Source organism: Hamadaea sp. (assembly GCF_013362815.1).
In the GTDB taxonomy this organism is placed as follows: domain Bacteria; phylum Actinomycetota; class Actinomycetes; order Mycobacteriales; family Micromonosporaceae; genus Hamadaea.
Genome location: NZ_JABFVK010000054.1, coordinates 1 through 11689 on the forward strand (window position 1 = coordinate 1; position 11689 = coordinate 11689).

12 protein-coding genes are annotated in these 11689 nt (G+C 69.8%); 9 read left to right on the top strand and 3 right to left on the bottom strand.

The annotated features are described in order from the left end of the window. Nucleotides 1-169 precede the first annotated feature (169 nt). Complete coding sequence (locus HOV77_RS24330; RefSeq protein WP_290865430.1) at nt 170-1057, bottom strand: MazG nucleotide pyrophosphohydrolase domain-containing protein; 888 nt, start codon at nt 1055-1057, stop codon at nt 170-172. After that, on the bottom strand, nt 1057-1755 hold the full coding sequence (locus HOV77_RS24335; protein ID WP_290865432.1) for a hypothetical protein: 699 nt from the start codon (nt 1753-1755) through the stop codon (nt 1057-1059). The genes HOV77_RS24330 and HOV77_RS24335 overlap by 1 nt, the downstream gene beginning before the upstream one ends. Nucleotides 1756-1906: 151 nt before the next feature. Here HOV77_RS24335 and HOV77_RS24340 point away from each other — a divergent pair, with 151 nt between their 5' ends. Together HOV77_RS24340 and HOV77_RS24345 are read left to right on the top strand one after the other, a co-directional pair. After that, a complete protein-coding gene (locus HOV77_RS24340; protein WP_290865434.1) occupies nt 1907-3031 on the top strand; it encodes a hypothetical protein in 1125 nt (374 codons plus the stop codon). 94 nt (nt 3032-3125) lie between these two features. After that, on the top strand, nt 3126-4727 hold the full coding sequence (locus HOV77_RS24345; protein WP_290865436.1) for a DUF885 domain-containing protein: 1602 nt from the start codon (nt 3126-3128) through the stop codon (nt 4725-4727). A 20-nt stretch (nt 4728-4747) separates the two neighbouring features. Here the strand turns inward: HOV77_RS24345 and HOV77_RS24350 are convergent, their stop codons facing one another. Next, a complete protein-coding gene (locus tag HOV77_RS24350) occupies nt 4748-5440 on the bottom strand; it encodes a hypothetical protein (RefSeq protein ID WP_290865438.1) in 693 nt (230 codons plus the stop codon). 207 nt (nt 5441-5647) lie between these two features. Here HOV77_RS24350 and eno point away from each other — a divergent pair, with 207 nt between their 5' ends. From eno to HOV77_RS24385, 7 genes are all read left to right on the top strand, one after another. Then, a complete protein-coding gene (gene eno / locus HOV77_RS24355) occupies nt 5648-6928 on the top strand; it encodes a phosphopyruvate hydratase (protein ID WP_290865440.1) in 1281 nt (426 codons plus the stop codon). A gap of 52 nt (nt 6929-6980) precedes the next feature. Then, entirely contained in the window at nt 6981-7511 is a 531-nt protein-coding gene (locus HOV77_RS24360; RefSeq protein WP_290865442.1) for a septum formation initiator family protein, read from the top strand. 80 nt (nt 7512-7591) lie between these two features. Continuing rightward, nucleotides 7592-8107, top strand: a complete 516-nt coding sequence (locus tag HOV77_RS24365; protein WP_290865444.1) for a DUF501 domain-containing protein — start codon at nt 7592-7594, stop codon at nt 8105-8107. Continuing rightward, complete coding sequence (locus HOV77_RS24370) at nt 8100-8609, top strand: amino-acid N-acetyltransferase (protein WP_290865446.1); 510 nt, start codon at nt 8100-8102, stop codon at nt 8607-8609. Before HOV77_RS24365 ends, HOV77_RS24370 begins: the two co-directional genes overlap by 8 nt. After that, nucleotides 8606-9520 (top strand): Ppx/GppA phosphatase family protein, encoded by a 915-nt coding sequence (locus HOV77_RS24375; protein WP_290865448.1) that lies wholly within the window; start codon nt 8606-8608, stop codon nt 9518-9520. The genes HOV77_RS24370 and HOV77_RS24375 overlap by 4 nt, the downstream gene beginning before the upstream one ends. A gap of 100 nt (nt 9521-9620) precedes the next feature. Further along, nucleotides 9621-10868, top strand: a complete 1248-nt coding sequence (locus HOV77_RS24380) for an MFS transporter (protein WP_290865450.1) — start codon at nt 9621-9623, stop codon at nt 10866-10868. A gap of 139 nt (nt 10869-11007) precedes the next feature. Then, nucleotides 11008-11682, top strand: a complete 675-nt coding sequence (locus HOV77_RS24385) for a dienelactone hydrolase family protein (RefSeq protein WP_290865452.1) — start codon at nt 11008-11010, stop codon at nt 11680-11682. Nucleotides 11683-11689: the final 7 nt, after the last annotated feature.

Sequence of the window (11689 nt, forward strand, 5' to 3'; positions counted from 1 at the left end):
GCTCGGGGGCGCGGCTCGGCGCGCGGCCCGGCGCTCGGGGGCGCCGTCCGGCGCGTTATCCCGGATAACGCTGCTTAGATCGCGGAGAAGGCGACGTCATCCGGCATACTGCGATGATCTTGAAATGCCGGTCTCAAGGTGATCTTGAAATGCCAGGCCCAAGGTACGGTCAGGACTCGACCTGCCGGAGCGCCTCGCGAAGCGCGGTCACCGCGTCCTCGTCCCGGGAGGACTGCGCCAACGTAGCGAGCGCGCTCGCCAGCGACGTGGTCGCCCGAGGCGGGTACGCCGCACGCTCGGCGGCCTTGGCCGCCTGCCAGTTGGTCATGATCTCGGCGATGTCGTCGGTCGCGCGGCCGGGCTCGAAGACGTGCGGATTACGCCGGATCATCTTCTCGACGAACTCGCCGGCGACGTCGTCGATCGTCCAGCGCTCGTCTTCGGGGAGCTCCTCGGCCATCCGCGCGTGCAGCAGGACCTGCAGGAGCACGTCGCCGATCTCGCCCCGCAGCGCGTCCAGGTCGTCGGCGACGATCGCGTCGTACGCCTCGTATGCCTCCTCCAGCAGGTAGCGCGCGAGAGTCTGATGGGTCTGCGAGCGTTTCCAGGCGTCCTCGGCGTGCAGGCGATCCATGACGGCGACCGCGTCGAGCAGCCGGGCGCCGGGCGGATCCCACGAGCCGTAGAGCAGCTCCATCTCGGCGAGCTGCGGGTTGCTCGCCAGTTTCAGGCCGAGTTCCCGGGCGAGCCGCTGATCCCCGTCCGGCCCGGCCAGCCAGATGACCGTGCCGTCGACCGCGCTAGTGCCGTCAGCCGCGCTCGTGCCGTCAGCCGCGCTCGTGCCGTCCGCGCTAGCGGCAGCCGCGTGAAGCAGGGCCTCGGCGGTCGGCGACGGCAGGATCGTGACGTCGACCCCGTTCGCCCGGAGGGCAGCGGTCTGCGCGTTCTCCGCCTTCGTCAGTACCGGGTACGCGCGGACGAGATCCCAGGCCGGGGCGGTGAGCAGTCCGGCGGGCAGCCTCGGGGAGGTAACGAGCAGGACGATGCGTGCCGTCATCAGCTCTGGACGGCGCCGGCTCCACCAGCGGCGGGCTGGGTCGGAGCGGGCGTGGGCGCGTCCACGACGCTGTCGTTGGCGGAGTCGCCGAGCTGCAGGACGACCGGCACGTTCTTCGGGCTGCCGACCGAGATGCTCAGCGAGCGGTATCGCGGGCTCACCGAGATGTCCTGCTTGGTGGTGGCGTCGGCCCACATGCGGCGGAGCGCCAGTGTCTGCACGATCTCCTGGCTCCCGACGATTTCCGGCTTGACCTGCTCGAAGGTCACGTCGGGCGAGAGCGCTCCGACCCTGATCGCATCCTCGTAGAACCAGTGGAGATCCGCGTCGCTGACCTTCGTCCCGGCGTCGGGCGCACCGTAGATGCAGCTGTGCATCTCCAGCCGGATACGGCCGATCTCGGTGGACTGGTCGAGCCCTTCGGAGGCCAGCGCCTGGGCGCCCTGTTGGGTGTTCGGCTGGAAGCCCTTGTCCGCCGCGAACTGCTTGCACGCCTCGGAGAGCACGAAGCTCAGCACGACGCCCTCCCGGCTGATCTTGCCGCCGGTGCTGTCGACCATGTCGGTCACCTGGGCTTCGGTGAGCCGCTCGTCGCCGACGTACGCCGCCGCGGTCGGTGCCGAACGGCAGCCGGCCAGGGCGAGCGCGGCGAGGGCGCCGGCCACGGCAACGGTGATCAGACGGCGGTGGGTACGCACAGCGGCCTCCAGGAATCGACGGTCCGGCAGCGAGCTTACTCATGGACGGGATCTCAGGGAGAGTTCGGGGACGCGGTGGATACCCAAGCGGCGTGTCGCACGGCAGAATTCCCTGAACGTCCGTCCCCTTCTATCGAGACGAGCTGACCCAGTGACGATCTTGACGTTGCCGCCCACGGACTGGGCTCGCATCGCCATCTCCGGGCCGACCGAGGAGCAGCGTCCTGCCACGGTGCTGCTGGTCTACCGGTTGTGGCTGGTGGCGTTCATTCTCAAGATGCTGGGCTCCACCTGGGACATGTCGTGGCATTTCAAGTGGCTGCGCGACGACCTGGCCCCGCCGCATCTGCTCAACACCGTCGGCACCGTTCTCGCCGTCGCGCTCGCCATCTTCCAGGTGCGTACGGGAGTCGGCGTGGACAAGCGGGCGCGCAATCTGATCGTCGCGGGCACCGGACTGTTCCTGCTGGCCATCCCGATCGACGTGCTCAACCACCGGATCAACGGGCTGGACATCACCGCCTGGTCGCCGAGCCACGCGCTGCTCTACATCGGCACCGCGCTGATGATCCTCGGCGTCGCGCACGGCTTCGGGATCAGCACCGCGCCCGGCCGCGTACGCACCGTCGGACTGAGCCTGGCCTGGTTCTTCTTCCTGGAGAACGTGCTCTTCCCGAGCCAGCATCAGGAGTACGGCGTGCTCTCGCTGAAGGCGTACCTGGCCGGCACGCCCTATGCGGAGCCGATCCTGCTGAAGTTCGCCGCCGACCAGATCGGCCGTCCGGTCGACACGATCGCCATCACGAACTTCACGTTGCCTGTCGACTCGTGGGTCTACCCGCTGTGGCTCGTCGGGGCGGCCATGCTGACCCTGGTCGCGGCGCGGATCTTCGTCGGCGCCCGGTGGACGGCGACCATCCTCACGGCGGCGTACCTCGCCTATCGGTGCGTCGTCTGGGGCCTCCTCTACGGCACCGGCTTCCCGCCCTCGGCGGTGCCGTTCGCGCTGCTCGCCGGGGCTGCGGCCGTCGACGTGGCGTTCCTCGTCGGAGCGCTGAGCGGCGCTGAGCGCACGCTTCCCGGCCGGGTCGGCGTGGCGGTCGTCGGCGCGATGCTGACCGCTTCGGCCCTGGGTGCGGGGCTGTACGCCCAGGCCGAGCTGGCCGCCCCGCCTGTCCGGTACGCCGTCCTGCCGCTCGCTGCGCTCGCGCTCGCCGCCGGCTGGATCGCGCTGACCGTACGCCGCGCTCCGGTGAGCGAGTCCGCCGAGGGATAGCACCAGATCACGGTTCTCGGCCGAATCATGCGTCAAGATTCGACCGAGAACCCTGATCCAGCGCTCAAAGACGGGCGACCGGTAGGGTCGGGGCATGGAGTTCGCGCCGCTGGCCGAGAAGATCGTGGACGCCGTCCTGGAGTCCGACCCCGTCGCCGCCTCGTACGCAGGCGACCACCGGTTCGACCACCGGCTGCCCGATCTGAGCACCGACGGCGTGGCCGCCGACGTGATGATGCTGCGCGAGGCCGCGCACGCGTTGTCCCAGGTGGACGCGGACGGGTTGGAGCCCGCCGATCAGGTCGACCACGAGATCTTGTCCAGCATCGTCGACCGGCAGATCTTCGAGCGGTCCGACGTGCGCGAACACGAGTGGAATCCGCTCGTGCACAACCCGGGCGCGCTGCTGCACGCGTTGATGTCCCGCCCGTTCGCCCCGGTCGAGGAGCGGCTGGAGTCGCTCGCGATGCGGCTCGCCTTCGTGCCCGATGCGCTGGCGACCGCGCGTACGTTGCTCGACGGCTGTCCGCAGATCCACCTGGAGACCGCGGTCGGGCAGTTCCAGGGCACCGCCGAGCTCATTCGCGACCAGCTGCCGTCGATGATCGCGCAGGTCCCGGCGATGGAGTCGGTGGTCGGCCCGGTCGCCGACCGCGCGGTCCGCGAGCTGGAGGACTTCGCCGCCTGGCTGCGCGAGCAACGTCCGGCGCGCGATCCGCGCCTGGGCCGCAAACTCTTCGAGGCCCGCCTCTGGCACACCCTCGACACCCAGCTGTCCGCGGCCGAGATCCTGGACCGTGCGGAAGCCAACCTCGAGCGGGTCACGGCGGAGATCCGCGAAGCCGCGTCCCAGGTCGAGGGTGGTCCCGCTACCGACCAAGGGGTACGCGCAGCGCTGCGGTCGTTGTCCGAACAGCGGCCGGCGAACGACACGATCGTGGAGCTCGCCCGGCTGACGATGGACGAGACCACCGAGTTCGTCCGCGCGAACGACCTCGTCTCCCTGGTCGGCGACCCGTGCGTGCTGGAGGAGATGCCCGAGTTCGCGCGGGGGGTGGCGGTCGCGTACTGCGACGCGCCGGGTTCGCTGGAGACGGCGGACGTGCCGACTTTCTACTGCATCGCGCCGACGCCCCGGGACTGGACGCCGGACCTCGTCGACTCGTTCTATCGCGAGTACAACGACCATATGATCCGGAACTTGACCGTGCACGAGGCGATGCCCGGTCATTTCCTGCAGCTGGCGCACGCCCGCCGATACCGGGGGTCGACCCGCGTACGCGCGCTGGGCTCGTCGGGTCCGTTCGTCGAGGGTTGGGCGGTGTACGCCGAGGAGGTCATGGCCGACCACGGCTTCGGCGGTCTCCCCGTACGCCTACAGCAGCTCAAGATGCAGCTGCGGATGACGATCAACGCTCTGCTGGACCAGCTCGTGCATTGCGAGGGGCTGGCCGAGGTGGACGCCATGGCGCTGATGACCGAGCGCGGCTTCCAGGAGGAGGGTGAGGCGGCCGGCAAGTGGCGGCGGGCTCTGCTGACCTCGACGCAGCTGTCGACCTATTTCGTCGGCTGGTCGGAGGTGTCGGCGATCGGGCGGGCCCGGCCGGCGGGCACCCCGATCCGGCAGTGGCACGACGCGATGCTGGCGCACGGCTCACCGTCGCCCCGGCACCTGCGTACGCTGCTCGGCGCCTGACCTCCCGCGCAGAGCACAGCTCAGAGCGCGGAGATCGACGGGCTCGGCTCGCTCGTGGCGAACGCGTCCGGAGCCGCGTTCGGGCTGTACTGAGTCATCGCGAACTCGATCGGCGCGCCGTCGACCATCCCGGTGAAGCTTCCGAGCACGTTGTCGGTGGTCACACAGGCTTCGATGTCGTAGTTCTTGCCGTTGCGCTCGCCACTCACCTCGACGCAGCTCGCCGGACGGCCGGCGATGGTGGTGTCCCGCTGCTCGATCTCGCTCCGCAGGTCGAGGGCGGCCGCCGTGAGCAGCGCGCTCACCTTCTGTGCCGGGACGAGGCCGTGCTTGAGCAGCTCGGAGGCGTCCGGTTGAGGCGTGGCCGAGGCGGGGGCGGCCGTCATCGTGCAGACCGCCGGTGCGCCGGAGCACCTCGTCGTGGCCTGCGGGGTCAGGATCAGCGCCCCATCAGTCCACCGGTACGCCGTCCGCCGCGGTTCCTTCGACTGCGTCACCGTCGCGATCGTCCCGCCCGCCAGCTGGTAGCGAGCCGTGTAGTCGGCGGCCGGCGGCTGGTTGAGCCGGGCGGCGAGGTCGTTCACGAGGTCGGTGCGGTCGATCGGCGGCGTCGTGCCGCCGCAGCCGGCCAACGCCAGTAGACCGGCCGTGATCGGGCCGGTCAAGAAGAGCAGAATCGCGTGCCGCCGTAACCGGCGCTCCCCGGGTCGCACGCTACTTACCCTGGCTCATGAGATCGATTCGCCGCAACGGGGATGTCCGATTCCCGAAACAATGCGGAGAAACTGACGTTCGCGTATCTCGGTTCCCGGCCGGGTCCCCGTCTGGCGTTGGGCGATCACCCGGCCGCGATAGGCTGCGGGTGATTTCGCACCGCAGAGTCGCGGCGCCCAGCGCAGACATCAACGAGGAGCAACACTGTGGCCACCATCGAGGGATTCGTCGCACGGGAGATTCTCGACTCGCGGGGCAACCCCACCGTCGAGGTGGAAATCGGCCTCGACGACGGCACCATCGAGCGCGCCGCCGTCCCGTCCGGCGCGTCCACCGGCGCCTTCGAGGCGATCGAGCTGCGCGACGGGGACAAGAGCCGGTATGGCGGCAAAGGCGTGCAGAAGGCCGTCGCCAACATCACCGACAAGATCGTCGACGAGCTGATCGGCTACGAGGCGAGTGAGCAGCGCCTGATCGACGCCAAGATGCTGGAGCTGGACGGTACGCCGGACAAGTCCAACCTCGGCGCGAACGCGATGCTGGGCGTCTCCCTGGCGGTCGCCAAGGCCGCCGCCAAGAGCGCCGAGCTCTCGCTGTTCCGCTACGTCGGCGGGCCGAACGCCCACCTGCTGCCGGTGCCGATGATGAACATCCTCAACGGTGGCGCCCACGCGGACTCCAATGTGGACGTCCAGGAGTTCATGATCGCCCCGATCGGTGCGCCGACCTTCGCCGAGGCGCTGCGGTCCGGTGCCGAGGTCTACCACGCCCTCAAGTCCGTCCTGAAGAAGAAGGGCCTGTCGACCGGCCTGGGCGACGAGGGCGGCTTCGCCCCCGACCTGCCGTCGAACGCCGCTGCGCTGGACCTGATCGGCGAGGCTGTCGCCGCCGCCGGGTACGCCCTGGGCAAGGACATCGTGCTCGCCATGGACGTCGCCGCGACCGAGTTCTACAAGGAAGGCTCGTACCTCTTCGAGGGTGCCCCGAAGTCGACGGACGAGATGATCGCGTACTACGCCAAGCTGGTCGAGTCCTACCCGATCGTCTCGATCGAGGACCCGCTGGCCGAGGACGACTGGGCGGGCTGGTCGTCGATCACCGCGCAGCTCGGCTCGAAGATCCAGATCGTCGGCGACGACCTGTTCGTGACCAACCCGCAGCGCATCGCCCGGGGTATCGCCGAGGGTGCGGCCAACGCCGTCCTCGTCAAGGTGAACCAGATCGGCACGCTGACCGAGACGCTGGACGCCGTGGAGCTGGCCCACCGCAACGGCTACCGCTGCATGATGAGCCACCGTTCGGGCGAGACCGAGGACACCACGATCGCCGACCTCGCGGTGGCGACCGGCTGCGGCCAGATCAAGACCGGCGCCCCGGCTCGATCCGACCGTGTCGCGAAGTACAACCAGCTGCTGCGTATCGAGGAGGAGCTGGACGACGCCGCGCGGTACGCCGGTGCCGCCGCGTTCCCGCGGTACAAGGGCTGACTCACCGGAAAGACAAGACCGCCGGAGAGATCGATCCGGCTAAGGTGAACGCATGACGCAGCGCCGGACGCCGAGTGGGCAGGGTCCCGCACGGCGCTCCGGCGCGCGTACGACCCGGGACGGGCGGTCGGCGGCACGTCCGGCCACCGCTCGCCGCACGGTGTCGGCCGGGGCGGCTGCGCGTACCACCGCCAAGGGGCAGCGCCGGTTGACGGGGCGCGCCGTGATCCTGCTGGTCGTCCTGTTGGCGCTGGCTTTGGCGTACGTGTATCCGCTGCGGGTCTACTTCGGTCAGCAGGACGAGATCTCGGCAATCCAGGCGGAGCAGGCGCGCCAGCGGGCGCACATCGCGGAGTTGGAGCAGACCCGGCAGAAGTGGGACGATCCGGAATACGTCCGGATTCAGGCCCGCCGCCGGTTGTTCTACGTCCGCCCGGGCGAGGTGCCGCTGGTCCCGATCTGGGCGCCCGAGTGGGCCGCGCGGGAGGCGGGCGTACAACCCGAGCCGTCGCAGAACACCGGGCGACCTTGGTACGAAACGCTGTGGGGGAGCGTCGGCGCCGCCGGCTCGAAGACCGATTAGCGTCAAGGACCGAGCGGCGCCGCATGTCACAGCGCAGCGGGTTCGGAAGAGCAGAAGTAGCAGATTCGATGGGGGACTAGATGGATCGGGACCTCGTCCCGCCGCCGGTGCGTACGCCCGCGACCGCTGACGACCTGGATGTCGTCGGCCGCCAGCTCGGCCGTCCGGCCCGGGGCACGCGAGCCGTCGCGCATCGCTGCCCGTGCGGCAACCCCGACGTCGTGGAGACCACGCCTCGCCTGGACGACGGCACTCCGTTCCCCACGCTCTACTACCTGACCTGTCCCCGGGCGGTCGCGGCGTGCAGCCGGCTGGAGTCGGCCGGGCTGATGAAGGACCAGCAGGCCCGGCTCGCCATCGATCCCGAGCTGGCGACGGCGTACCAGAAGGCGCACGAGGACTATCTCGCCCAGCGCGAGGCGATCATGCACGTCGGCGAAATCTCGGGCGTCTCCGCGGGCGGCATGCCCAACCGCGTGAAGTGCCTGCACGTCCAGCTCGGTCACGCGCTCGCCGCCGGACCCGGGGTCAACCCGATGGGCGACGAGGTGATCGAGCTGATCGAGCCGTGGTGGAGCGGCGGACCCTGTGTCTGAGGCGGTCGTCCGGCGGGCCCGGACCGGCGACGTGCGCGGCATCCGCCGCCTGATCGACGTGTACGCACCCCAGCGCCGCCTGCTCAGCAAGGCGACGGTGACGCTCTTCGAGGACGTGCAGGAGTTCTGGGTCGCCGAGCTCGACGGCGAGGTCGTCGGATGCGGGGCGATCCACGTGATGTGGGAGGACCTAGCCGAGGTACGCACCGTCGCGGTGGACCCGGCCGCGCGCGGGCGCAAGATCGGTCACGCCATTGTGAGCGCTCTGCTTGATCAGGCCCGGGAGCTGGGCGTACGCCGAGTCTTCGCGTTGACCTTCGAGACCGATTTCTTCCGCTCCTTCGGTTTCGTCGAGATCGACGGGGCGCCGGTTCCCCCCACCGTCTACGAGCAGCTTCTCCGGTCGTACGACGAAGGCGTGGCCGAGTTCCTCGCGCTGGAACGGGTCAAGCCCAACACTCTCGGCAACACCCGCATGCTGTTGCACTTGGAGCCCCGATGACGAGGGTCGCTGCGATCGACTGTGGCACCAACTCGATCCGCCTGCTCATCGCCGATTTCGACGGCGGACGCAGCACCGATGTGAGCCGCCGGATGGAGATCGTCCGGCTGGGTCAAGGCGTGGATGCGACCGGCCGGCTCGCCCCCGAGGCCATCGAACGGACTCGGGTGGCTCTTTCGGCGTACAAGTCGGAAATCGACGAAGCCGGTGTCACCGCGGTACGCATGGTCGCGACCAGCGCGACCCGGGACGCCGCGAACGCCGCGGACTTCCACGACATGGTGGTGGCGACGCTGGGGCGCGAGCCGGAAGTGGTCAGCGGCGAGGAGGAGGCGCGGCTGTCCTTCACGGGCGCGGTGCGTGGGCTGACCGCGGAGCCGCCGTTTCTCGTCGTGGACATCGGCGGCGGATCGACCGAGTTCGTGCTCGGCGACGGCAGCGGCGCGCGCAGCGCGATCAGTGTGGACATCGGCTGCGTCCGGATGACCGAGCGCCACCTGCACAGCGACCCGCCGGAGCTGGACGAGCTGGCGGCCGCGACGGCCGACATCGGCAAGGCGGTCGACCACGCGCTCACCGTCGTCCCCGGCACGCAGGCCCGCACGTTGGTCGGCCTGGCCGGATCGGTGACCACGGTGACCGCGATCGCGCTCGGGCTGACGAGCTACCAGCCGGAGCGGGTCCACCACGCTCGGGTGACCCAGGAGGAGGTCGCACTCGTGACCGCCGGGCTGGCCGAGATGACGCGCGACCAGCGGGCCGGGATCGGCGTGATGCACCCCGGCCGGGTCGACGTGATCGTCGCCGGCGCGCTCATCCTCCGGACGATCATGGAGAAGACCGGGGCGTCCTCCGTCCTCGCCTCCGAGCACGACATCCTCGACGGGATCGCGCTCTCCCTCCTCCCGTGACCCCCTTTTGGGAGCGCTGGATCAGGGTTCTGGGTCGAATCTTGGTGTGTGATTCGACCCAGAACCCTGATCCAGCGGTATGCGGGTAGGGTGCGTGATCATGAGCGCGCTCACCCCGCTGCGCCACGCCCCGTTCCGATACCTGCTGCTCGGTCGCACCACCAGCATGCTGGGCAATTCGGTCGCCCCGATGGCGCTGGCCTTCGCCGTCCTCGACCTCACCGGGTCGGTCCGTGACCTCGGCTTCGTGGTCGCCGCCCGATCTCTGACGAACGTCGTCTTCATCCTCTTCGGCGGCGTGCTGGCCGACCGGCTGCCCCGGCGGCTCGTCATGATCGGCTCGAACACGCTCGCCTTCGCCACCCAGGGCGCGGTCGCGGTCCTGCTGTTCACGCATACGGCGACGTTTGGGCTGCTCATGGGCCTCGCCGCGGTGAACGGACTGGTCGCGGCGTTCTCCTTCCCCGCGATGTCGGCCATCGCCGGGCAGGTCGTCCCGGACGAGATCCGGCAGCAGGCCAACGCCCTGATCCGGCTCTCGGTGAACTTCGTCGGCATCGGTGGCGCGGCCGCCGGTGGTCTGCTCGTGGCGGCGTTCGGGTCCGGGTGGAGCATCGCCATCGACGCGGCGTCGTTCGCACTGGCCGCGGTGTTCTTCTCGTTCATCCGGGTGCCTTCGGTGCGGGCTGCCGCCGCCGGGAAGTCGACCCTGCGCGAGCTGCAGGTCGGCTGGCGGGAGTTCGTGGCCCGGCCCTGGCTGTGGTCGGTGGTCGCCGGGTTCTGCGTACTCAACATGATGCTGAGCGCCGGGCTGTCCGTCCTCGGGCCGTCCGTCGCCGACGAGACCTTCGGGCGTACGGCGTGGGGTCTGGTGGTGAGCGCCGAACTCGCCGGACTGGCCCTCGGCGGACTCGTCGCGCTGCGGCTCCGCGTACGCCGATTCCTGCTGGTCGGAGTGATCGCGATGGCTCCGGTGGCCCCGGTTCTCCTGGCGCTCGGTCTCGCCCCGTACGCCCCGCTGCTGATCGCGCTGAACCTGCTGGCCGGGATCGGCATCGAGATTTTCGGGGTCTCCTGGGAGACGAGTATGCAGCGCCACGTCCCCGCCGATCTGCTGGCCCGGGTGTACTCGTGGGACATGCTCGGCTCGATCGTGGCGGTGCCGATCGGCCAGGCGATCGCCGGTCCGGTGGCCGCCGCGGTGGGCACGTCGACTGCGCTGGTCGGAGCGGGTGTGCTGAGCCTGCTCGCCGTGCTCGGCATGGTCGTCGTCCCCGCCGTACGCAGCCTGGACAACACGCCCGTGCCCGCCCCCGAGGCCACGGAAGAGCCCGCAACAGTTTCGTGACACAAAGTAGGCACGTGAGGACCGCGACTTTTACCTCAGACGCCTTCCCCTGGGTGGGCCGCCCATGGTTGGCTACGCCCAACACGTCCGGACCCTGGGCGAACGGCCAACGACGTCTGACCGACAGGAGGACCCATCCGTGGGCGAAAAGGTGAGCTTCGGCGAGGGCAGCGAGGGCTACCTCGCGCTGCCGACCGCAGGCGACGGCCCAGCGGTGCTGGTCGTCCAGGAGTGGTGGGGGCTGGTCTCGCACATCACCGGGTTGGCCGATCGCTTCGCCGAGGCCGGTTTCGTCGCGCTCGCCCCGGATTTCTACCACGGTGAGAACACCACCGAGCCGGACGAGGCTCGCCGTCTGCTGATGCAGCTGGCGTTGCCGCAGGCGGCGGCCGACATCGCGGATGCGGCGACCTACCTGCGGGGTCTGGAGCAGGTCACCGGCAAGGTGGGCGTCGTCGGATTCTGCGCCGGGGGCAGCCTCGCGCTGTGGTCGGCGACGGTCGCACCCGAGCAGATCGCCGCTGTGACGGCGTTCTACCCCGGTGGGTACACCGAGAAGCTCGCTCCCCAGTGGTCGGCGTACGCGGGCAAGCCGGCGCTGATCCACTGCGCCGAGGGCGACGGCACCTCGACCGCGCCGCACATTCAAGCCGTGGTCAAGGGCATCGAGGACGCGGGCGGCACCGCGACGGTGTACGACTACCCGGGCACCGACCACGCGTTCTTCAACGACGACCGGCCGGAGCACTACCACCGCGAGGCGGCGACCCTTTCCTGGGCCCGCACCCTGGACTTCTTCCGAAACGCGCTATAGAAAGCGA

Excerpts from the sequence above, each read along its gene's own strand:
- HOV77_RS24330 (WP_290865430.1), bottom strand. The coding sequence starts at position 1,057 with ATGACGGCACGCATCGTCCTGCTCGTTACCTCCCCGAGGCTGCCCGCC.
- HOV77_RS24345 (WP_290865436.1), top strand. The coding sequence starts at position 3,126 with ATGGAGTTCGCGCCGCTGGCCGAGAAGATCGTGGACGCCGTCCTGGAG.
- HOV77_RS24360 (WP_290865442.1), top strand. The coding sequence starts at position 6,981 with ATGACGCAGCGCCGGACGCCGAGTGGGCAGGGTCCCGCACGGCGCTCC.
- HOV77_RS24365 (WP_290865444.1), top strand. The coding sequence starts at position 7,592 with ATGGATCGGGACCTCGTCCCGCCGCCGGTGCGTACGCCCGCGACCGCT.
- HOV77_RS24375 (WP_290865448.1), top strand. The coding sequence starts at position 8,606 with ATGACGAGGGTCGCTGCGATCGACTGTGGCACCAACTCGATCCGCCTG.
- HOV77_RS24380 (WP_290865450.1), top strand. The coding sequence starts at position 9,621 with ATGAGCGCGCTCACCCCGCTGCGCCACGCCCCGTTCCGATACCTGCTG.